The following is a 21,064-nucleotide window of genomic DNA, read 5'->3' as shown; positions in this document are numbered from 1 at the left end:
CAAAAGACTTAAGCTAGGCCGCCTGCTGTAGTGGCTTCGACACGACCCGCGAGCGCAAACGTCGCGTCAGCGGTTTTTCGAAGAGAATGTAGGCTGCGACACCCAATGCCGTTCCCGCCAAGACGGCGAGGAACGCCGATAGAGCCAGGTCGACACCTGCCCTGGCACAGACCTTCACCACAACCGATATGGCGAAGGTATGCCAGAGATAGATGGAATAGGACGCATCGCCGAGAAGCATCGGCATCCCGCGCCCGCGAAACCAGCCACGGTGCTCAAGCGCCAATGTGCCGAAGACGAGCATGACGGCCAAGGGGCCAAGGACGAATTCGTCGAAGGGCAGACGAAACACAGCCAGCGCCGCAAAACCCGAAATCGCGATTGCGACAAGCGCCAAGCCGGCCTTGGTTCCTGGCACCCTGCCCCGCAGCCAAAGCTCGGCTATGATCATGCCGGCCACGAATTCGAGAATGATCGGTCGCGTGTAGGTGACGAACAGCGTGTTGGCGCTGTCGATGGCATAGCCCAGGCCCACCAGCAGCAGGAAGCAGGCGGTGATCGCCAGCAGTCGCCGCGACCGCGGTACAAACAGGGTCAAGGCAAAGAGGGCGTAGAAGAACATCTCGTAGTTGAGCGTCCACCCCTGGACGAGAACCGGCCAGACCTCGCCGGTGCTTGGGGATGGCATCGGGACGAACAGCAGCGACGCCATCACGTGAACGGGGCTGAGCACAAGATTGGGAAAGAGCCCGACAAGGCCGCCAACGACCATCACGATCGTCGCCAACCAATAGACCGGCGCGATCCTTTGCACGCGGTCTCGCAGGAAGGATAACGGCGACATCGACCGGCGCTCGCTGATCACCCACATGATGAAGCCGCTGATGACAAAGAAGACATCGACGCCGGCAGCGCCGATCGCGAAATGATGTCCCGTGCGTTCGGCCGCATGAAAGATGACGACGCCGAGCGCCGCAAAAGCGCGCAGATACTGGATGCCGTAGATTGTGGCCTTCACGCCCCCTGTGGTTCGATCCATCAGTACCTCAACTGCGGCATGCCATGCGGTGCGATCCGCGCGCTACGGACCTCGGCCGGGCGCAATTCAGGCCGGACAATCGGCAATGTCAGTTTGCCGGCGGCGAAATAGAGCAGGAACGAGCCGACGTGATAGGGGTTCATGATGTCGATCTCGACGAAAGAGCGCACCAGCAGCAACATCGCGACGCCGAAGAGCACCGAGGACTGGGTGTCATCGTCCTCAGTCAGGAGGCGCTTGACGTGGCCGAGCACCGTCGTCAGCAGAATGCCCGATAACAGCACAAGCCCGATAGCACCGGTTTCCACGATCGCCTCGATGTAGGTATTGTGGAAGTGAAACCCTGAGCGCGTCGCGATGTAGAACTCTTCCCAAAGGCGCTCGGCCTCCGAGAAGCCCTGTACCCAATAGGCCTGGTAGCCAACGCCCACCAAAGGCGAGGCCATGGCTGCTTCAATACCCTGCTGCCAGAGATAGGTGCGCCCGGTCAGCGTCGAATCCTTGCCGAAAAGGCCGAGCACCAGATCGACGCCGCCACCGTAGATACCCGCGACCGCAACCAACGCGCCGCAGATGACGGCAGCAAGAAACAGACCCTTGCGGTGGCCGGGCGAGAGCAGCCCGACGACGCGCATGCCAAGCCAGAGCCCGATAATCACGGCGGTGGTCAAGACGGAAGTGGCCGATTGCGAGGCGAGCAACGAATAGGCCGCAAGCAGTCCGACTGCGGCGGATGCGAAGAGCCACAGGCGTCGCTCCCCAAGGGCGACAGGCGCAATGAAAGCGAAATAGATGCCGAGCGAGGCGTAGAAACCCAACTGGTTCTTCGAAGCGAAGGCGCCGACGAAGCTGTATGTGCCGTCGAGCGGATCCAGATGGTAGACGCCAAAAAGCAGCGAATAAACGAGTACGATCCCGGTCCCCGCGATCGCACCGCGCGTCAGCGTTCTGATGTCGATGAGCCTCATGGCGATCAGGGCGCAAACCACATGCGACAGATATTGGATCCCGGTGCGGGCCGTCATCGCCGGTGCTGCCGACCAGAAGACCGACAGGCAGGCAAAGACGGCAAAGCCGAGGATCCAGAGACGCCTGCCGTAGTTGCCGAGCACGCGACGGTAATCGACAAGGACAAGCGGCAGCCACAGTCCGTAATAGAGCAGGATCGACACCTGCCCGAAGCGTGACGAATAGGCGAAGACGAAAAACGACAGCGCAATCGCAACGGTGCCATAGGCGCCGTTGCGATCAGGCGATATCAAGCTCGACTTCGCAATTTTCACGGCGGATCCTACTGCGTCGCGAGGTTGGCTTGAACCTTGATGACGTCACCGGGCAACACCGCCGTGTTTTCATCGGCAGGGATCTCGCTCGGCTTGCCGTCACGCTCGCGGATGATCGAATAGGCGATGACGGCATCTTCCGTATTGTTCTTCGATTGTGCCGCTTCTGCCGATTGCAACAGCGCTTCTGCCATCAGGTCGCGGCTGGTGCCGAGCTTCAGCTGCAGCGTGTCGAGTTCGGCTTCGGTGTTCTGGAGATCCTGCGCCAATTGCGCGTCCCAGTCGTTGCGAAGATTGGTCTCGTCCTGTGCCGCCTTGCTGGCATCCTGCTTCGCCTTGAGCGAGGCCGTGTCGATGTCGAGCAAAGCCGCCTGTAGTTCTGCTACCCGCTGCTCCAGCGACAGCTTGCGCTGGCTGAGCGCCAGCCCCTTTTCGGCCAGGCTCTCGACCTTCTCGCGATCTTCCACCACCAGCTCCATCTGGCGGTTCTGTGTTTCCGACTTCTTTGTCAGCGACTGGATTTCGCTTTCCAGCAACGACTTCAAGTCGGCGAGTGACTTCAATTGCAGCTTCTGCTTCCGGTCGCGCGAGTTCATCAGGGCCGTCTCGTTCGCAAGAAGCTTGTCGATGCCCGGCACGCCCTGGAGGTCCTTCGGCAACTCGATGTCCTGCTTGTTGGCAATCTCCGCCTGAAGCCGCGCGCGCCGGATCAGCAGCCTGTTGCGTTCGGCCGTCTGTACGCTCGATTCGCCATGAGCGTTGATGTAGTCGCGGGCGAAGCGTTGACCGCTTTCGGAGCGACGCAACCCGCCGCCGAGGCTTATCGCTTTCAGCACCGTCAGATTGGGTGCGTATGGATATTCGCCTGGCTTTTCGACCTCGCCCGATAGATAGAGCGGGCGGTATTGTGCGAGTTCGACGGAGGCGGATGGGCGATCGCGCAGGCCAAACAGGGTCTGCATCTTCTCGCCGATCGCTTCACCGACCTCGGCGGTCGTCTTGCCGGCCGCCGGTAGATCGCCGATGAACGGCAACGACAGGGCGCCGGACGGCCCAACGGTGTATTCACCGGTGATGACCGACCAATCGCGCACCGCGCCTTCAGCGGTCTGCCATTCGGCTACGCGGATTTTGAGCTTGTCCATGGTGCCAAGTTGATATTCCTCGGCTCGGACCTGCGCGGCCCCGAAGACCAAAGCGCCGGCCAGGACGGTGTGGTGAAGGAAACGAGACACCTTGCGGGAAATCCGGGACTTCCCTGACGGAGCATGTTTGTTCATATGAGCTTCCCGTTAAAAGACGCCGATCCCGCGGCCGACCTTGTTGGGTCGGGCGGGAGTCAAAGCGCTGATCGTCAGTAGCTGCCGCGCGAGAAGCAAACGGCTGGAATGGTCTTCACGACGATGGAGACGTCGCTGAGCAAGGACCAGTTCTGGACATAGTGGGTATCGAACGCGACGCGAGCCGCGTAGGAAACGTCGTTGCGCCCGCTGATCTGCCACAGGCCGGTCAGACCGGGACGCGATTGCAGGTAGTAGACGGCAGCACTGTCATAGAGCTCCAGCTCATCCTGCACCACCGGCCGGGGGCCGACGATGCTCATTTCACCGCGCAGGATGTTGATGAGCTGTGGCAGTTCGTCGAGGCTCAGCTTGCGCAACACGCTGCCGACGACGGTGACCCGGGGGTCATCCTGCAGTTTGCGTGTCGCACGCCACTCCTCGTAAGCGGCTGGATTGTTTCTAAGATGCTCTTGCAGAATCCGGTCGCCGTCCGCCCGCATCGTGCGGAATTTCAGACAACGGAAAGGCTTCCCGTTGTGACCGATACGGCGATGGCCATAGAAGACGCTGCCGCCGTCAGAGAACTTGACGAGCGCAACCAGCATCAAAAAGAGCGGGCTCAGAAAGACGAGCGCCAGTGAAGCGGCAAAAATATCGAAGCCACGCTTCGAAATACCACCCACAGGCTTGAGCGCCGCAGTCTCTGCGGCACTGAAAAACGGCGAATTGGCCGATCGAGTCGCAGACTTCATAGAGGTGACTCCATTTACGTTGGCGAATGGTCGGTCCCCCGAAAGGGAGCACTCATTATTCAAGGGAGAGTGTGTGGTGAGAATTTGTCTTTTGAAGGCAAAATAATGGCCGGCACCCGCAAGGCGCCCAAATGACGAATATCACTGATTTGGAATATATAATATTTCCATCCCGTGAGACGATATATTATCAGACGACGAAGTCTTACGTTCGGCGCTTTCGTGTATTGTATTCAAGGCGCACAATTGCGTTGCGATCAAACCAATATATCTTGGTATCTGTTATGTTTGCCTTCACCTGCAATCACGTGTTTTAGCCCCGATGAAAATTGACAGGCGTCAGTCTTTCCGGCGAAATGCTGCGTTGCAACAAGGTTTTGCACCGCACGCGCTGCGAGACACCAAAAGTTAATTTTGTAACAAAAGGTGATCTCAATCGTTATTCAAACAGCAACCAGTGGGCGGTGCGGGCCTGACAAAACGCCGGATGGTGGAGGAATTGCCTTAGGATTGCCATGGAGTCACAAAGGCCGGATCGACGCGGGATCGAAAAACGGCCAATTTGATTCGTATGCTGGTGTCCTAAACGCGACATAAAGACTTTGGAGGCAGAGTGGCAGCAGGATGCGGGCTTTTGGCGGTTGAAGCGAAAGGGCGCTGCCAATATAGTGGAACTCTGAGGAGGAAAGGCCGAACTCCGATGACTACATCGTCGACATTACCGAGTGCGAGGTAGCGCTATGTACGCACCACGCGTTCTTGCGAGCATGCTCGGCGCACTCGCCGTATTTGCGATCGTTACCTACTTCCTAAACGGTTCACTGGCGTCGACACTTCTCCAGACCGCCATATGCGCCGTGCTGATGCAGGTCGGCTATTTCCTGGCCGTGCTTTACCTCGTCTGGAAGAAGACGCGGGAAAAGGAAAGACAGGCCGCCGCGTTGATGCAATTGGCTAGCGACGAGAAGGCAGCGCCGCGTAGCCTTGATCGCCCCGGGCATTTCAATCGCTGATCCCGACCGGACTTGCAGTCGGCTGACGGCAGCGATCCACCAGAAAATCTTATCTTTGACGCGTTTGCGACACGATCGCCCTGCATGGTTCGGCCGTCGCCATCGTCGGCGACGTGACGTGGCCGACCTGACCCAGAAGCGGGCCACGCTGAACGGAAGTGCCGCAGCGAACGCAATGACCAGTGCGCTGCCGGTAAGACACGATGCTGGAGGCCCTCATGACCACGGACGTCTGCGTCATCATCGCCGCAAAGAATGCCGAGGCGACCATCGCCCGAGCCGTTGCATCGGCCTTGGCCGAGCCGGAAAGCGCCGAAGTGGTGGTTATCGACGACGGCTCGACGGATGAAACCGAGGCGGCTGCGCGCTTAGCCGATGACCTGAGCGGGCGCCTGACGATCGTCCGCTTCGAAAGCAATCGTGGGCCGTCAGCCGCGCGCAACCATGCCATTTCGATCAGTCGTTCACCGGTGCTTGCTATCCTCGATGCCGACGATTTCTTCCTGCCGGGTCGCCTCGGCCGGTTGCTCGCGGAGGATGATTGGGACTTTATTGCCGACAACATCGCCTTCATGGACGAGGCCGCAGCGAGCGACGTCGCCCGGAAGATCGATGACTTTCAACCGCAGCCTCGGCTCCTCGGCCTTATCGATTTCGTCGACGGCAACATCTCCCGGCGCGGCATGAAGCGCGGTGAGGTCGGGTTCTTGAAGCCGTTGATGCGCCGCGACTTTCTGGATGCTCACTCCATCCGCTACCAGGAAACGCTTCGGCTGGGCGAAGATTACGATCTCTATCTTAGCGCTTTGGCCAAGGGCGCGCGCTACAAGGTCATTCGCAGTTGCGGCTATGCCGCAATCGTTCGCAGCAATTCCTTGAGCGGCAGTCACCGCACCGAGGATCTCAAACGGCTCTACGAGGCCGACCGGACTATCCTCGCGGCGAACAGGCTGGAGAGCGCGGCGGAGGCCGCGATCCGAAGACACGAGCGACATATCAGGAGCCGTTATCAGCACCGGCACTTTCTTGATCTGAAGAGAGAACGCGGCGCTGTTGCCGCAATAGGTTACCTTCTGCGGCAACCCGATGCTGTTCCCGCCGTCACGGCCGGCATTCTTGCCGACAAGACCGAGCGCTTCAGGAGGTCTCGCTCGGATGCTCCGGCCGCGCTCGGCGGCGCCGGAGGGTTGCGTTATCTCCTTCCCGTAACTGCGGACGGCCAAGCGTCCAATCGCTAAGTTTCCACTCCTGCCTATCCGGGGGCCTATCCGGGGGCTGGCGAACGGGTGACACTCCCTACTTCATCGTGATGGTCATCCCGCTGACATCGGCGTTGACTTGCAGGCCGACCTGCTTGCCTGAGAGTTCGAGTTCGGCGCCCTTGTCGTTGGTCATGACAATCACCTGGGCCCCTTTACCGAGCGCACCACCACCGCCTGCCGCGCCGTAGACCCCCGTCACATCTCGGGCGCGCCGAATGTGGCGAACGGTGCCGTGGAAATAGGTCTTAGAAGCCCCAAAGGCGAGGCCGCCCGAAATGCCGCCAACCGTGATCGGGTAGCGGTGACCATGGAAGGTGAGCGTACCCTCGCCTCCGGCGCCACCCACGAAGAAAGCGGCCTTGTAGATGGCGAAGCTGATCTTGCCGGAGTCGGCGTGCGCAGCGCTGGCAATGCTGATTCCCGCCGCGGCGATAACGGTGACCGCGACTGAACGGAAGCTGGACGAGATTTTCATGATGAGAGCTCCTCAATTGTCGCCGCGGACCCGGTGGGCCGGATACGTCAGCGTCGTATCAAAGTTACAACTGAACAGCCCGGGCGGACATTAGTTCCGCGCCCGTAAACTGATTTTCGACGGGGCTGGCCCCTCACGACAAGCCGCTTCTGTTGAGTGTGCCTGCGGCATCCGATCCCTGAATGGATGGATGCGACTGAGTCCGCGTGCTGATCTTTGCCCGGATTCATTTTTTTGGATCGAAACCAATGGCTTAGGCAACAGCCGTCGCGGCTTGGCAACAGGACGGCACTCGAATCCTCATCATGGTGCGCCCATCCGGACAGGACCGGCGGCAGTCGACCTTCTCTCCTGGTCGAATGGGCGATCAGTTCCGTGCATCAGCACTGGCGCGCCAATGCCGTGGCCGTGTCATCAGAAATATGCGCGCCGCACGGCCGCCAGAACCTCCTGAAAGCGGTCCTTGCGCTCGGCAAGTCTGGGGTCGCTGCTCAATTGCGGTGTCGCCCGCATAGCCTGCCAAAGTGCGAGCGTCGAAGGTGCGGCAAGAACCTGCTTGGCGGCGCTGCGCAGGAAGGTCTGTCGCGGCTCTGTTGCTACCGCGATCACACCGTGACCGGGAGGACGGAGGTTCGGGGCTCCTACCAGCGCCTGTGCCTCGAAGCCCATACCCCAGAAACGCTCTCCCTTGAGTATGGCTTCGGCGCGGCTCGAGACCGGTACGTGGCGGGGTTGATAGTGGACACCGACGGTGCTTGCCCAATCGTTCCACTTGAAGCTGTTGATGCTGTCAGAAGTCGTCACGGCTACCCATGGCACGCGGAAAGCATCCGCGAGAATGGCCCCATGCATCGATTCGGCGATGATGAGTTCGGACTGGGCAATCTCACGGATCACGCTTTTCGCTTCGCCACGCGGATCGATATAGTGCAGGCCGACCGTACCGCAGGTGACCGGCCACATGCCGGCAACCGCACTTTCCCAGTGCGGAACGAAGCTGCGTTTGTGGCGCTTCGGCAGATTTTGGAACTCCGGCATCTCGGCGACCATCACGGCGGGATCGACAATGCCCAGTTCGGGCGCGATGCCGATTTTCCCGGCGGTCAGGGGGCCTCGAACACAACGAATGTCCCATTCCTTCGGGTCATGCATGTCTGGCAGGGTGCCATAGCCGAAGCCGCTGCCGATAACGAGCTTTCTGATGCCGTCGGGCAGAAGCGCCCGGTTGAGCACCGTGCCGACGCCCACCAGCAGGATATCCTCACGAACGTCGCGCAACCCCGGCAGCAGGAAATCCCAGAGCCAAAGATTGAGGTCGTCGCCGAAATTGCCGTGCTGAGATTCCCAATAATAGGGGTTCATGGGGTAGTCCCTTCTTACAAAATGCTGGGTACGTCCGGGTACCGACAGGCAGGTCTTGTTGTTCCTCCTCGAAGGAGCGTCTCGGTTGCTCAATGCGAGCGGGAAAACTTGCCGAAAGCGAGTTCCAGTGCGCTTCGCAGGAGCTTGGGATCACGCAGAACCCAACGCGCCAGCAAGCGGAATTGCGGCGACTTGCGTCGCTTGAGCCGGCGCGCCTGGCTCCACAGCGCCTGACGCCGTGCCGTATGTTGATAAGAGCGGATCGATGCGATTGCCGTGGGCTTGCGTGAGAAGCGGCCCTCGAGCGTTTCCAGAGCAACGAAGGTGTTGAACTGCTGCTGCAGGAACTGCGGCGAATCGTTGTCGATCGAGTGAAAGATGTTGATGCCCTCGCCCCGCTCGGCGCCAGCTTCGTCACAAAGCACGACGCGTCTTGCGGCGAGAATGCAGTCGCAGAAGAACAACACGTCCTCCGCCGCCAGTCTCAGCGCCGCATCGAAGCGGATCCTCTCGAAAAGGCTGCGCCCGATCACCATGCAAGAGAGATGCAGGAAGCTCCAGTTTCTGAGCATCACATTGGTAAGGTCAGGAATTTCGACGACCAGCGGCGCTTCCTGCAGCCTGACGACGCTGTGGCTTTCCGTCAGTTCGGCGACATCGAAATGGTAGTAGAACGCCTCACCGCCGGTGATCGAGGCCCAATAGCAGTCGGCGCCAAAGCGGCTCATGCTTTCATAAGCGTTTTTCAGATGGTCCGGGGTCCATTCATCATCGGAATCGAGGAATGCCACGAATTCGGCATCGTCAGGAACATGGTCCAGTCCGGTGTTGCGTGCGCCGCCAGGCCCCTTGTTGGGCTGGCGAATCACGGTCAGCCGCGCCCGCTCCTCGTCAGTTAACGGTTTCAACTCCTCATCGATCGAATAGGGTGAACGATCGTCTATCACCAGAACGTGGAAGTCCTGGAACGTCTGGGCAAAGACGGAGCCGAGCGCCCGCCGAAGAATACCCGGTTCCTTCTGATAGTACGGAATAATAACAGTCAGCTTCGCCATCTTTTCGCCCCTGCGGTTTCTCTAAAAGAGTATTGCGTGGTCTCCTCCCACCGGGTCGCGGCCTTATATCTAGCCCTAGTCCTTTGTCGGAAATCCTTCAAAGGCATCATAGGATGCTCGCTATGCCCTCAACCGTAAATGCCAAGTCCGTGACACGGAATGTCGGCTGGAGCGTCCTTTCAAAAACAGGTACTTTCGGGCTGAAGTTTGTCACGGTGCCGATTCTGGCGCGTATACTGACGCCGGAAGAGTTCGGAACGGTGGCCGTTGCGCTCACTGTCGTGCAGTTTCTGGCGATGATCGGCGGTGCTGGCCTCGCCTCCGCGCTGATCATTCAGCGCGACGAAGACATGGAGCTCATCCACTCCGCTTTCTGGGCCAATCTCGCGGTCGCGCTTCTGATGGCGCTTGCGCTTTTTGTCTTCGCCGATCCGCTCGCAAGCCTGCTCGGGGCGCCTGAGGCGGGCCACCTGCTGCGGATCATGAGCCTGCTGATCCCGCTGCAGCTTGGCGGAGACGTCGCCTATTCGCTCCTTGCCCGCAGGATGAATTTCAGCAAGGACGCCGTCTGGACCATGATCTCCGAGACCGTCGGGGCGCTTGTTGCCGTCGCGGTAGCCCTTCTTGGCTTCGGCGTCTGGTCGCTGCTAGCGCAGCTTTTCGTCTCCGCATTCATCCGCCTTGCCGGCCTCTATACGGTATCCGGCTATGTGCCCCGATTGGTCTTTTCCCCGCGCCGCGTTCTTACGCTCAGCCGGTTCAGTTTCGGCATGATGGGGTCGGAAATGGCCAATTTCGTCACTTTCCAATCGCCGATGGTGGTGATCAGCCGGTACCTAGGCCTTTCGGACGCCGGAGCCTATTCGGCGGCAAACCGTTTCTCCAGCATTCCCAACCAGATCGTGCTTTCGGCCGTCATGGGCGTGCTCTTTCCAGCCTTCAGCCATATGGGCGAAGATCGTCAACGTCGGTCACAAGCGCTGATGCTGAGCACACAGGTCACCACCGTTCTGCTCGCGCCGATGATGTTTGGCCTTTGGGCGCTCGCCGAACCGGCGATGCTGGTGCTTTTTGGCCAGCAATGGGCGGCAGCCTGGCCGGCCCTTGGATTGCTTGCACTGTCAAAGGGACTTTTGACACCCTGCAGCACCTACATTCCCTACCTGAAAGGGATCGGCCAGGGGACCGTCCTCTTCTGGTGGGCGGTGATCCGCGCCGTCGTGACGACCGCGGCGGTCGCGTATGGGGCGATCGGCGGCTCGCTCGTGGACGCCATGATTGCGCTCTGCATCGTCAATCTGGCAACGCTGGTCGGCTATTCCTGGGTGGTATTCCGGGCCGACCGCCTGCCCTTCTTCCGCAGCTTCCTGGTCTCGATCAGGCCGATGATCGCCGCCTTCGCGATGGCGGTTGCCGTCAGGCTGTTGCTGGATTTCTATGGTGCGATTGTCCCGAACGCGGTCGTGCAGGTGGTTATCGGAACCGCGGTCGGCGGGCTGATCTATCTCGTGCTGATGCTTCTGGTGGAACGTCCATTGTTGCTGAAACTCTACGGCATGATCCGCAAACGCGATGTTTCGCCGACCATGCCCGCGGCGGCGGAATAACCGATTTCACGGGCGGCAAACTGCCTCACCCTCGCCGCATTTCGGCTTGGTGCGCGCTCGCACAGGTCATTTTTCGCCTGACGAAAGAGAAAAAATGCACAATTTTAACGCGCCTAAGCGCGAATTATGCAAGCAGGGGCATCCGGAAAATAAGCGTTTGATAATATTCCGTAAATGCCGAGGGCATAGGCTTTTTTCCTCGCCACCGCCGGTCAGATAGGTACATTTTCCTAGAAACTGCGGCGCGCGCCATGCTGCGCCGCAACAAAATACGACCGATTCGTTTGCTGCGGCGCCATATTTTGATCCGCGCCCGAGCCTACCTTTAGCACAGTGAAATGCGGGCTCTGGTCTGCTCTGTTGAAACGGTCGCCTGCAAATGGCGCTGGCAGATAGGGGTGACGGACATCGTGGATGTGAACGCGAACATCTCGTCGCGGATCAATCTGATGCGCATCGTACTGATCTCCGGCATCGTCTTCGTGCACGTGCCGTATGATCCGGCGACGAGCCCGTATGTTGGCACCTATGGTGTGCTCGATTGGCTGCGCGTCTTCCTCGGCGACAGCCTCTTTCGTGTCGGCGTCCCGTGTCTCAGCGCGATCTCCGGTTATCTCCTGTTCCGGCGTGGCCTCGACAATTTTGATTACGGCAAGACGCTGAAGACAAAGGCAAGAACCGTCCTGTTGCCCTTCCTGCTTTGGAACATAGCTTTTCTTGCGCTCGCCTTCGTTGCGCAAAGCAAGGGTATCAGCTTCGGCTACCTGCCCGATGTCGTGGGTGCAAGCGCACGGGAATGGTTGAACCTTGCCGTGGCGCTCCAGGGTCTGCCGATCAACGTTCCGCTCTACTTCCTCAGGGATCTGCTGCTTTGCATCGTGCTTTCGCCGGTCCTGGCGTGGCTGATCATGCGCTATCCGATGCAGACGCTCGCCCTGCTGTTCGCCTATGTCGTGCTGCCATTGCCAAACGGGATCTTCCTGAAGAAGTCGATCCTCTTTGGTTTCAGTGCCGGCATCTACATGAGCCTGCATCGCGTCGACGTTCGCAGTCTCGATCGCTTTTCGTGGCCGATCGCCATCACCGTTCTTGCCGCCTCGGTGCTGCTTTCTCTCGTGCTCTACCCGTACGGACCCGACTTCCCTGTCTGGGTCGACATGCTGCGCAGCCTGACGGCGTTGTCCGGCATCCTCGGCTCCTGGGCGGTTTCCGCGTTCCTGGTCCGCACGAGCTTCGGGGCATCGCTGGCGCGCGGCGGCGGGCTCAGCTTCTGGATCTTCTGTACGCACTATCCGCTGCTGGTTCTCTTCTGGATGATCTGGAACCGCACCGGTTTCGGATATTACCCGGCCTTCTACTACACGGTTCCGTTCATCACGATCGCCATCCTTGTCGCCGCCTACGGCCTCGCCGGGCGTTGGCTTCCGAACCTGACCGCAATCCTGACCGGCAGTCGAGCGGGAGCGACCCGAGGCGCGAGGGCGCTGCCGGCGGAAGCGCGCGCCGAACTCTCACCACAGCAAAGGACCTGACCATGAGATCTTCCGGACCTCACCGCCTTGCCCTTTTGAGCCTTGTCGCCATTGGCCTTGCCGGCCCGGCAAACGCCGCGGGCACTGCAGAGGCAACGTCCTTCATCGACAACTTCGATACCCTCGAAACCGGCATCTGGTACGTCTCAGACGGCTGGAACAACGGGGCACACCAGAACTGCACCTGGTCCAAGAAGCAGGTGAAGGTTGAGAACGGCATTGCGGAACTCTCCTTTGCCGAAGGAAAGCTTGGCAAGCGCGACTACGTCTGCGGCGAGATCCAGACGCGCAAGCGCTTCAGCTACGGCACCTACGAAGCCCGCATCAAGACGGCCGATGGTTCGGGGCTGAACTCGGCCTTCTTCACCTATATCGGCCCGGCTGACAAGAAGCCGCATGACGAGATCGATTTCGAAGTCCTCGGCAAGAACCCCGCAAAGGTTCAGATCAACCAATATGTCTCCGCCAAGGGCGGCAACGAAAAGCTTGTCGACGTGCCCGGCGGTGCCAACCAGGGGTTCAACGATTACGCCTTCGTCTGGGAAAAGGAGCGGATCCGCTACTACGTCAACGGCGAACTGGTCCACGAAGTCACCGACCCCGCGAAGATCCCCACCAACCCGCAAAAGATCTTCCTCAGCCTCTGGGGAAGCGACACGCTTTCGGATTGGATGGGCACCTTCTCCTACAAGGGGCCTTCGACAATGCAGATCGATCGGATCGCATTCACCGCGCCGGGAGACAAATGCCAGTTTGCCGAGTCGGTCGCCTGCCGAACGAACTAGGCGGAGGCGAGGAACAGCATTCATAGGCGACGCGTTCAAACCGCGACGTGCAACGTTCTAAACCATGCTCGGCGACGGCCGAGCAGAAAACCGGGTGTAAATGCTGCAGGTACTTTATTTCGCACAGGATCTTGCCGATCCAGCCGTCCGCCGGCGCATCCTGATGCTTCTTGCCGGAGGCGCAAAGGTCAAGCTTGCTGGTTTCCGGCGTGACGCCAACCCGCTGGCGGCAATCGAGGGCATCGAGCCCATTGAGCTCGGGACAACGCATGACGGGCGTTTCGTCCAAAGAATCGGTGCGATTGCCAGGAGCTGCCTTTCGCTCAGGCAGGCACTACGCAATGTCGAACGTCCTGATTTGATCATTGCGCGCAATCTCGACATGCTGTCGATCGCCAGGAAGGCCGTCAGTGTTTTCGGCGGCGACGTGCCAATCGTCTACGAATGTCTCGATATTCATCGTCTGCTTTTGCGCCGCGACATCGCCGGCAAGACGTTACGGGCGAGCGAGGCGTTTCTCGGTCGGGATGCACGACTGCTGATCACCAGTTCTCCAGCCTTCGTCGAGCACTATTTCCGCCCGCTTTCCGGCATCTCGGCGCCGACCATGATGCTGGAAAACAAGGTGCTTGAGCTCGACGAAACCGTGGCGCGGCCGCTCGTTCCAGCAGCAACGCCGCCAGGGGACGGGCCGTGGCGGATCGGCTGGTTTGGAGCACTGCGCTGCCGCAAGTCCTTGGCACTGCTGTCGGCCTTTTCCCGCAGGATGGAAGGTCGCTTCCAGATCGTTCTGCGCGGTCGGCCCGCCTATTCGGAGTTCGACGACTTCGACGGCTTCGTCCGCAATGAGCCGTTCATTGAGTTCCACGGGCCCTACCGCAGCCCGGAAGAACTGGGCGCGATCTATTCCGACGTGCACCTCACCTGGGCGATCGATTTCTTCGAGGAAGGCCAGAACTCAAAATGGCTGTTGCCGAACCGGCTCTATGAGGGCTGCCGCTTCGGCCGCGTGCCGATTGCGCTGCGTGGTACCGAGACGGCAAGGTTCCTTGCGATCCGCGGCCTCGGCATGCTGCTCGACGAAGCGGAGCCGGAGGCTCTCGCCGCCCTCCTCGGCTCGGTCGACTCCGAACGCTACGCCGAGGCATCCGATCGGATCGCGGCTTGCGCGGCCGATACCTGGATCTTCAATCGCAGCGACTGTGAAAACCTGGTCCGTTGCCTTTCGGCGGCGACATCGGCGGCTCCGCCGCGAATTGCGCCGAAACTCGCCCCAACGCCCCAGAACGAAGGCGGATTGTCATGAGCAACAACACGCTGGCTTCGACACGAACCCTGATCGTCATTCCCTGCCTCAACGAGGCCGAGCACATCGAGGGCTTGGTTCAGGGATTGCGACCGTCGGCGGCACGGCTCAACGGCGCCATTCTGATCGTCGACGGCGGCAGCACGGATGGCACGCGCGAGATTGCTGCCCGCCTCGCTGCGGCGGACGCATCGGTCCTTGCGCTCGACAATCCCAAGCGCATCCAGAGTGCGGCGATCAATCTAGCGGTCGCCGAATATGGAGCGTCCTTCGATTATCTGATCCGGATCGATGCGCACGGAACCTATCCTGACGACTACTGCGAGCGCCTTGTCGAAGAGGCGCTTGAGACCGGTGCGGATTCGGTTGTCGTCGCAATGCAGACGGTCGGCTTCACGCCCTTCCAGAAGGCGACGGCCTACGCCCAGAATTCCAAGCTCGGCAATGGCGGCGCTAAGCATCGACTTGGGGCGATGAGCCACTGGGCCGATCACGGTCACCACGCACTGATGCGGATCTCCGCCTTCCAGGCGATCGGCGGCTATGACGAGATCTTCAGCCACAACGAAGATGCGGAGTTCGACTATCGCTTCCGTCAGGCGGGCTACCGCATCTGGATGACCGACCGGACGAGCATGGTCTACTATCCGCGCGCCAAGGTCGGCCCGCTCTTTCGCCAATACTTCGCCTATGGACGCGGGCGCGCGCGCAATGTGCTGAAGCACCGCGCCTGGCCGAACCTCCGGCAGCTTCTGCCGCTTGCCGTGGCGCCGGTCGCGATCGGCGCTCTGCTCGCCGTCATCAACTGGCTCGCCGTCGTGCCGGTGGCGCTCTGGGCTGCCGCCTGCATCGGCTACGGCATGTGGATGGCGCTTGGCCAAAGGAACCCCTACGGCCCGCTTGCGGCCCTGTCGGCCATGGTCATGCATTTCGCCTGGTCTGCCGGCTTTTGGCGGGAACTGCTCACCTCACGAAACCGAAAGATGGCGCCATGACGGGAACGCACGCCAGAAAGCGGATCGATATTGCGGTCTGCACCTTTCGCCGGCCGGAGCTTGCCGAGACGCTGCATTCACTGGCGCTCATCACGGTGCCAGCCGATGTCGAGATCCGCGTGATCGTCGCCGACAACGACACGACGCCGAGTGCCGAGGCATTGGTCAACCAGATGCGCCCGACGATGCCTTTCGAGATCCTCTATGTGCATTGCCCGGCGTCGAATATTTCGATCGCCCGCAATGCCTGCCTCGACAACAGCTCCGGCCACTATCTCGCCTTCGTCGACGACGATGAGACGGTGTCGAGAACGTGGCTCGTGCAATTGCTCGACACGGCGCTTGCGACCGGGGCCGATGTCGTGCTCGGCCCGGTTCGCGCCGAATACGCTTTGTCTGCGCCGAACTGGATGCGCCGGGGTGACTTTCATTCGACCCGCCCCGTATGGGTCAATGGCGAAATCCGCACGGGCTACACCTGCAATGTCCTGCTCGATCTCACCCGTCCAGTCCTTTCCGGCAGGCGGTTCAACCTGGCGCTCGGGCGGACCGGCGGCGAGGACACGGAGTTCTTCCGCCATATGCATGCGGCCGGCGGACGTCTCGCCTATGCCCCGGATGCGCTGGTTTTCGAGCCGGTTCCGGAAAAGCGGGCACGCCTTGCCTGGCTTGCCAAACGCCGCTTCCGCTCCGGCCAGACCCATGGCCGCCTGTTGAGCGAGCCGGCCCAACCCGCAAGGCAGGTTGTGGAAATCGCCCGGGCGATGGCCAAATCCGGCTATTGCGCTGCAGCGAGCCTGCTCCTTCTCGGATCGCCGGTCGCCCGTTCGCGCTACGCCTTGCGCGCCATCATGCATGCGGGTGTCGTCAGTGGCCTTCTCGGCGTACGTGAACTCCAGCAATATGGGGCCGCGACCGCCTGATGACGCTTTCCCCACCAGAGGTCAGTTTTGTCGTCGCGGCCTATAACGCCGCTGACACGATCCGGCGCGCCATTTTGAGCGCGCTCGCTCAGGAAGACGTCGATCTGGAAGTGATCGTCGTCGACGATTGCTCTGCCGACGGTACCTCAGCCGTGGTCGAAGAGATCGCCGATCCCCGCGTGCGGCTGTTGCGGCTTTCAAAAAACCGTGGGCCAGGGGGAGCGCGCAATGCCGGGCTTGAAGCCGCACGCGGCAACTGGATCGCCATTCTCGATGCGGACGACACCATCACCGCCAATCGGCTGTCCCGCATGATCGATTTGGCGACGACCGCTGGCGCACAGATTGCCGTCGACAACATCGATGTTGTAAACCTCGACGGGCGCGTCGAGCGCATGTTCCCCGAAGCCTTGCTCGAGCACCACCGGGTGCTGACGCTTGCGGCGTTCATTCAATCCAATGTGCTTTTCCGCACGACCTATAATTTTGGCTATATGAAGCCGATTTTCGAGCGGCGTTTTCTGGACGAGCACGGCCTGCGCTTCGAGGAAGCCATCCGGATCGGGGAAGACTACATCCTGCTGGCGTCCGCGCTTGCTTGCGGCGGGCGCTGCGTCATCGATCCCTCGGCCGGCTATTGCTACCACATTCGCGAGGGCTCGATCTCCCGCGTCCTCGAACTTCGCCACATCGAGGCGATGATCGCGGCCGACAGGGATTTCCTGGCAAAACACGCGATAGATGCCGAGGCGATGACAATGCAGCGTCGCCGCGACAGGAGCCTGCACGAGGCACATGCCTTCCTGCGCCTCGTCGATCATCTGAAATCCAGATCGTTGGTGGAGGCCGCACAGGTGGCCTTCTCCGACCCCCGCGCGCTTCGGCATCTCAGGATGCCAATCGCCGTGCGGCTGCGCCGCTTGCTGGCACCGTTCGCACGATTGAAGTCCGCCACACCTGCGGTGGCGGCTGAACGATCCACCTCGGGCAATAGCCCCCACGTACGCAAAGGATAAAGCTATGGACCGTATCAGGACCGTCAGGAAAGCTGTGATTCCGGTCGCCGGCAATGGAACGCGGTTCCTCCCCGCGACAAAGGCGATCCCCAAGGAGATGCTGACGATCGTCGATCGTCCGGTCGTGCAATATGCGGTCGATGAAGCCCGCCAGGCGGGAATAGAGCACATTGTTTTCGTTACCAGCCGCAACAAGCAGGCAATCGAGGACCACTTCGATGACACGCCGGAGCTCATCTCGTCGCTGACCCGTTCCGGCAAGAATGCCCAGATTTCCGAACTCGAGGAGATGCTGCCACGCGCTGGCTCCGTCAGCTTCACACGGCAGCAGGCGCCGCTCGGTCTCGGCCATGCCGTCTGGTGTGCGCGTGACTTGATCGGCGATGAGCCCTTCGCGCTGCTTCTGCCGGATATGTTGTGTCACGGAGCGCGCGGCTGCATGGCTGGTCTCGTTGATCTCTATCGCCAGACCGGCGGCAACGTCGTTGGCGTCGAACAATGCGCCCCGGAAGACGCATCGAAATATGGCATTGTCGGCAAGGGCGCTGCAGTTCCCTACGGCTTCGAAGTCACGAAAATGGTCGAAAAACCGCGTGCCGGCGAAGCACCGTCAAATTTTTATCTGAACGGCCGCTACATTCTTCAGCCCGAGATCTTCGACATTCTCGCACATCAACAACGGGGTGCCGGCAACGAGATCCAGTTGACCGACGGGATGCTGAAACTCTCGCAAAATCAAGCCTTTCACGCCCATCCCTATGAGGGGCGCACCTTCGACTGCGGGTCCAAGGAAGGCTTCATCGCCGCCAATGTCGCCTTCGCGCTCGCGCGCGCGGACCTCGGCGACATGGTCTATGCCTCGGTCAAGGACATGGTCTTGTCTCACGAAGGCCGCATCCGCGCGGCATAAAGTTGTTTGGCGCCCCCTTTTTAGAAGGGGCGCCAAACCGTCGGATCAAAAGGGAAACGGACAGAGCGACCCAATGAACCAAAGAAGTCTCCCATTCAACAGCGTCGTGCCGCGGGAAATGGAGGAACCCGATAGGTTCATCGACCTTGACCGGCTCTTCTCGGTCATCGTCCGCCGTGCCAGGCTGGTTGGCGCGTTCGTCGTGCTTTTCCTGGCACTTGGCACGGTCTATCTCGTTTTCGCGACAGCGTTCTATACGTCGATGACGCAGATCCTGCTCGACGAAAACCTGTCGAAATACGCCGAGGAAGAGGCAACACCACAGAACAGCCAGTTGCTCGACACACAGATGGCGAGCGCCGTCGAGATCCTGAAATCCGGCGAACTCGCCTTGCGGGTCGTCGACAAGATGAACCTCGACGACAACGATACGGTTCTCAATCCGCCACGCTCGCCCTTCGGCGTCGTCAAGGACTGGCTGAGATCCGTAACCGGCGTCTTTTCGTTCTTTGGACCCGAGATCTCGGAAGAAGCAGCGCGCAATGGCCGGCGGCAGAAGGCGGCCGCGCTCATCCAGCAGGGACTGGCCGTCGAACGCGTCAACAGAAGCTCCGTCATTTCGCTTGCCTACGGCTCCAGCGATCCACAGCTCGCCGCGGCAATCGTGCGCGGCTATGCGGACGCCTATCTCAACGATCAGCTGAACGCCAATTTCGACGCGACGGAACGCGCCTCCGTGTGGCTGCAGGAGCGCCTTGCGGATCTGAGGCAACGCTCGCAGGCCGCTTCGCTAGAGGTCGAGAAATATCGCAGCGAGAACGGCCTGACGCTCGCCCGCGGCGAACTCATGTCCGAACAGCAGCTGGCAGATCTCAACAGCCAGCTCATCATCGCTCAAGCCGACACGGCAAGCGCTTCCGCGCGCTTCAAGCAGTTCCAGGCGATCGTCGACCAGGGACCCGAAACCGCGGTCAAGAATGCGACGATTTCCGCCAAGGAGGGCGACAACTCCGTCATCCGGGAGCTGCGCACCCGCTACCTCGCCGTCAGCAAACGCGAACAGGAAGTGACGCAGAGCTTCGGCGCCGATCATCCCCAGGCGGTATCGCTGCGCAAGGAAAGGTCCGATATCGGCCGTCAGATCTTCCAGGAGCTCCAGCAACTGACCGCAAGTTACCGTAACGAATACGAGGTTGCGCGCTCGCGCGAAGCTTCCTTGCGGGAAAACATCGAAGGCACCACCGGTCGCAACTCGGATGCGAACCTGTCGCTCGTCCATCTGCGCGAACTCGAGCAGAAGTCGGCAGCGTTGAAGACCCTCTACGAGACCTATCTCAATCGCTATGAGCAGGCCTCGCAGCAGCGCTCCTTCCCGATCGCCAAGGCTCGGGTCATCTCCGCCGCTGGCGTTCCGACTGCGCCCTCAAGCCCGAAGAAGACCTTGGTCCTGGCGCTTTCGGCTGTGCTCGGCATGATGGCAGGCGGTGCCTTTGCCGCGTTCCAGGAGTTCCGCGAGCGGACCTTCCGGCTGGAAAGCGACGTGCGCTCCATCCTCGGACACAGGTCTTTCGGCTACGTTCCGCTGATCGGCCCGCGTCAACCGACCACGACGGACCGGGTTCGCGCGCACTTGATGAAGGGCAAGACACCGCTACCGACGACACAGGCCGCAGTGCCGTTCGAGCGGGTCAGTCGCATCGTGCTCGACGCGCCGCGCTCCTCTTTCGCCGAGACCTTCCGCAACGCCAAGCTCGCCTGTGACCGGATGCTACACGGCAACGGCTCGCGCGTGATCGGTATCGTTTCGGCCGTTCCGGACGAGGGCAAGTCGATCATCGCGGCGAACTTTGCCGCACTGCTCGCGGCGAGCGGCAAGAAGACGTTGTTGATCGATGCCGACATCCGCAAGCCGGGTCTCAGCCAAATGATCAACCCGCCGCCGAAGACCGGCCTCGTCGAGGCGTTGATCGGCGAAACCTCCTGGCCCGCCGGCATCAAGATCGACCAGAAGACAAAACTGGCGATCTTCCCGGTTGGTGGGGAAGCAGGCGCAAAGAGCGAGCCTTATGACAGCCACGAATTGCTCGCCTCACCGGCGATGGCCGAACTCATCGACAATGCCCGCAAATCGTTCGATTACGTGGTTGTCGACCTTGCGGCACTGGCTCCGGTGGTCGATGCCAAGGCGTTTTCACCGCTCGCCGATGGCTTCATCTATGTCGCCGAATGGGGCCGCACGCCGTCGCGTCTGGTGCGTGACCTGCTCAATTCCGAACCGCAGATCAACGGCAAGATCCTTGGCGTAATCCTCAACAAGACGGATATGAACGAGCTGGCGAAATACAGCGACTTCGGTGGCCCCGAGCACTATCGCCATCGTTTCGAGAAATACTATGTCGAAAACGCCGGGACCTATCGCAGGACCGAGGCGGCCTGACGACCTCCCTGCCCGGCAGTAAACGAAGC

18 protein-coding genes are annotated in these 21,064 nt (G+C 60.6%); 11 read left to right on the top strand and 7 right to left on the bottom strand.

Annotated features, from left to right (window positions below):
• Positions 1–13 precede the first annotated feature (13 nt).
• The 4 genes from ACQ5BM_RS26350 to ACQ5BM_RS26335 form a co-directional block, all read right to left on the bottom strand.
• Positions 14–1,039: an acyltransferase family protein gene (locus ACQ5BM_RS26350; protein WP_429817732.1), complete on the bottom strand. Its 1,026-nt coding sequence runs from the start codon at positions 1,037–1,039 to the stop codon at positions 14–16.
• Complete coding sequence (locus tag ACQ5BM_RS26345; protein ID WP_429817730.1) at positions 1,039–2,322, bottom strand: O-antigen ligase family protein; 1,284 nt, start codon at positions 2,320–2,322, stop codon at positions 1,039–1,041. Before ACQ5BM_RS26345 ends, ACQ5BM_RS26350 begins: the two co-directional genes overlap by 1 nt.
• Positions 2,323–2,330: 8 nt before the next feature.
• Entirely contained in the window at positions 2,331–3,602 is a 1,272-nt protein-coding gene (locus ACQ5BM_RS26340; protein ID WP_429817728.1) for a polysaccharide biosynthesis/export family protein, read from the bottom strand.
• 74 nt (positions 3,603–3,676) lie between these two features.
• Complete coding sequence (locus ACQ5BM_RS26335; RefSeq protein ID WP_429817726.1) at positions 3,677–4,357, bottom strand: sugar transferase; 681 nt, start codon at positions 4,355–4,357, stop codon at positions 3,677–3,679.
• A 740-nt stretch (positions 4,358–5,097) separates the two neighbouring features.
• Here ACQ5BM_RS26335 and ACQ5BM_RS26330 point away from each other — a divergent pair.
• Together ACQ5BM_RS26330 and ACQ5BM_RS26325 are read left to right on the top strand one after the other, a co-directional pair.
• Positions 5,098–5,370: an exopolysaccharide production repressor protein gene (locus tag ACQ5BM_RS26330; RefSeq protein ID WP_429817724.1), complete on the top strand. Its 273-nt coding sequence runs from the start codon at positions 5,098–5,100 to the stop codon at positions 5,368–5,370.
• 218 nt (positions 5,371–5,588) lie between these two features.
• Complete coding sequence (locus tag ACQ5BM_RS26325) at positions 5,589–6,608, top strand: glycosyltransferase family 2 protein (protein WP_429817722.1); 1,020 nt, start codon at positions 5,589–5,591, stop codon at positions 6,606–6,608.
• A gap of 58 nt (positions 6,609–6,666) precedes the next feature.
• Here the strand turns inward: ACQ5BM_RS26325 and ACQ5BM_RS26320 are convergent, their stop codons facing one another.
• From ACQ5BM_RS26320 to ACQ5BM_RS26310, 3 genes are all read right to left on the bottom strand, one after another.
• Positions 6,667–7,107 (bottom strand): hypothetical protein, encoded by a 441-nt coding sequence (locus ACQ5BM_RS26320; protein ID WP_429817720.1) that lies wholly within the window; start codon positions 7,105–7,107, stop codon positions 6,667–6,669.
• A gap of 414 nt (positions 7,108–7,521) precedes the next feature.
• Positions 7,522–8,469: a polysaccharide pyruvyl transferase family protein gene (locus ACQ5BM_RS26315; protein ID WP_429817718.1), complete on the bottom strand. Its 948-nt coding sequence runs from the start codon at positions 8,467–8,469 to the stop codon at positions 7,522–7,524.
• Between the two features lie 89 nt (positions 8,470–8,558).
• Complete coding sequence (locus tag ACQ5BM_RS26310; RefSeq protein WP_429817716.1) at positions 8,559–9,524, bottom strand: glycosyltransferase family 2 protein; 966 nt, start codon at positions 9,522–9,524, stop codon at positions 8,559–8,561.
• A 122-nt stretch (positions 9,525–9,646) separates the two neighbouring features.
• On the opposite strand from ACQ5BM_RS26310, the gene ACQ5BM_RS26305 reads away from it, so the two are divergent.
• The 9 genes from ACQ5BM_RS26305 to ACQ5BM_RS26265 all read left to right on the top strand — a co-directional run bounded on the left by ACQ5BM_RS26305 (position 9,647) and on the right by ACQ5BM_RS26265 (position 21,035).
• The gene (locus ACQ5BM_RS26305) at positions 9,647–11,131 is read left to right on the top strand and encodes a lipopolysaccharide biosynthesis protein (protein WP_429817714.1); all 1,485 of its coding nucleotides are present in this window, start codon (positions 9,647–9,649) and stop codon (positions 11,129–11,131) included.
• A gap of 449 nt (positions 11,132–11,580) precedes the next feature.
• Positions 11,581–12,663 carry an acyltransferase family protein gene (locus ACQ5BM_RS26300; RefSeq protein ID WP_429817972.1) on the top strand — a complete coding sequence of 361 codons (1,083 nt, stop codon included), beginning with the start codon at positions 11,581–11,583 and terminating at the stop codon, positions 12,661–12,663.
• 2 nt (positions 12,664–12,665) lie between these two features.
• Entirely contained in the window at positions 12,666–13,448 is a 783-nt protein-coding gene (locus ACQ5BM_RS26295) for a glycoside hydrolase family 16 protein (protein WP_429817712.1), read from the top strand.
• Positions 13,449–13,548: 100 nt separating this feature from the next.
• Positions 13,549–14,754: a glycosyl transferase family 1 gene (locus ACQ5BM_RS26290; RefSeq protein ID WP_429817710.1), complete on the top strand. Its 1,206-nt coding sequence runs from the start codon at positions 13,549–13,551 to the stop codon at positions 14,752–14,754.
• On the top strand, positions 14,751–15,749 hold the full coding sequence (locus ACQ5BM_RS26285) for a glycosyltransferase family 2 protein (RefSeq protein ID WP_429817708.1): 999 nt from the start codon (positions 14,751–14,753) through the stop codon (positions 15,747–15,749). The genes ACQ5BM_RS26290 and ACQ5BM_RS26285 overlap by 4 nt, the downstream gene beginning before the upstream one ends.
• A complete protein-coding gene (locus ACQ5BM_RS26280; RefSeq protein ID WP_429817705.1) occupies positions 15,746–16,672 on the top strand; it encodes a glycosyltransferase in 927 nt (308 codons plus the stop codon). The genes ACQ5BM_RS26285 and ACQ5BM_RS26280 overlap by 4 nt, the downstream gene beginning before the upstream one ends.
• Positions 16,672–17,688: a glycosyltransferase family 2 protein gene (locus ACQ5BM_RS26275; protein ID WP_429817703.1), complete on the top strand. Its 1,017-nt coding sequence runs from the start codon at positions 16,672–16,674 to the stop codon at positions 17,686–17,688. Before ACQ5BM_RS26280 ends, ACQ5BM_RS26275 begins: the two co-directional genes overlap by 1 nt.
• Positions 17,689–17,692: 4 nt before the next feature.
• On the top strand, positions 17,693–18,598 hold the full coding sequence (locus ACQ5BM_RS26270; protein ID WP_334198551.1) for a UTP--glucose-1-phosphate uridylyltransferase: 906 nt from the start codon (positions 17,693–17,695) through the stop codon (positions 18,596–18,598).
• A 73-nt stretch (positions 18,599–18,671) separates the two neighbouring features.
• Positions 18,672–21,035 carry a polysaccharide biosynthesis tyrosine autokinase gene (locus tag ACQ5BM_RS26265; RefSeq protein WP_429817701.1) on the top strand — a complete coding sequence of 788 codons (2,364 nt, stop codon included), beginning with the start codon at positions 18,672–18,674 and terminating at the stop codon, positions 21,033–21,035.
• The last annotated feature ends 29 nt before the right edge of the window (positions 21,036–21,064 follow it).

The sequence above is a fragment of the Ensifer sp. B1-9 genome, from assembly GCF_050474445.1.
Lineage (GTDB): Bacteria > Pseudomonadota > Alphaproteobacteria > Rhizobiales > Rhizobiaceae > Ensifer.
This window is presented reverse-complemented; position numbering and strand designations above follow the sequence as displayed.

Excerpts from the sequence above, each read along its gene's own strand:
- ACQ5BM_RS26310 (WP_429817716.1), bottom strand. The coding sequence starts at position 9,524 with ATGGCGAAGCTGACTGTTATTATTCCGTACTATCAGAAGGAACCGGGT.
- ACQ5BM_RS26295 (WP_429817712.1), top strand. The coding sequence starts at position 12,666 with ATGAGATCTTCCGGACCTCACCGCCTTGCCCTTTTGAGCCTTGTCGCC.
- ACQ5BM_RS26280 (WP_429817705.1), top strand. The coding sequence starts at position 15,746 with ATGACGGGAACGCACGCCAGAAAGCGGATCGATATTGCGGTCTGCACC.
- ACQ5BM_RS26325 (WP_429817722.1), top strand. The coding sequence starts at position 5,589 with ATGACCACGGACGTCTGCGTCATCATCGCCGCAAAGAATGCCGAGGCG.
- ACQ5BM_RS26335 (WP_429817726.1), bottom strand. The coding sequence starts at position 4,357 with ATGAAGTCTGCGACTCGATCGGCCAATTCGCCGTTTTTCAGTGCCGCA.
- ACQ5BM_RS26330 (WP_429817724.1), top strand. The coding sequence starts at position 5,098 with ATGTACGCACCACGCGTTCTTGCGAGCATGCTCGGCGCACTCGCCGTA.
- ACQ5BM_RS26305 (WP_429817714.1), top strand. The coding sequence starts at position 9,647 with ATGCCCTCAACCGTAAATGCCAAGTCCGTGACACGGAATGTCGGCTGG.
- ACQ5BM_RS26270 (WP_334198551.1), top strand. The coding sequence starts at position 17,693 with ATGGACCGTATCAGGACCGTCAGGAAAGCTGTGATTCCGGTCGCCGGC.
- ACQ5BM_RS26315 (WP_429817718.1), bottom strand. The coding sequence starts at position 8,469 with ATGAACCCCTATTATTGGGAATCTCAGCACGGCAATTTCGGCGACGAC.
- ACQ5BM_RS26300 (WP_429817972.1), top strand. The coding sequence starts at position 11,581 with ATGCGCATCGTACTGATCTCCGGCATCGTCTTCGTGCACGTGCCGTAT.
- ACQ5BM_RS26275 (WP_429817703.1), top strand. The coding sequence starts at position 16,672 with ATGACGCTTTCCCCACCAGAGGTCAGTTTTGTCGTCGCGGCCTATAAC.
- ACQ5BM_RS26340 (WP_429817728.1), bottom strand. The coding sequence starts at position 3,602 with ATGAACAAACATGCTCCGTCAGGGAAGTCCCGGATTTCCCGCAAGGTG.
- ACQ5BM_RS26320 (WP_429817720.1), bottom strand. The coding sequence starts at position 7,107 with ATGAAAATCTCGTCCAGCTTCCGTTCAGTCGCGGTCACCGTTATCGCC.
- ACQ5BM_RS26350 (WP_429817732.1), bottom strand. The coding sequence starts at position 1,039 with ATGGATCGAACCACAGGGGGCGTGAAGGCCACAATCTACGGCATCCAG.
- ACQ5BM_RS26265 (WP_429817701.1), top strand. The coding sequence starts at position 18,672 with ATGAACCAAAGAAGTCTCCCATTCAACAGCGTCGTGCCGCGGGAAATG.
- ACQ5BM_RS26285 (WP_429817708.1), top strand. The coding sequence starts at position 14,751 with ATGAGCAACAACACGCTGGCTTCGACACGAACCCTGATCGTCATTCCC.
- ACQ5BM_RS26290 (WP_429817710.1), top strand. The coding sequence starts at position 13,549 with ATGCTGCAGGTACTTTATTTCGCACAGGATCTTGCCGATCCAGCCGTC.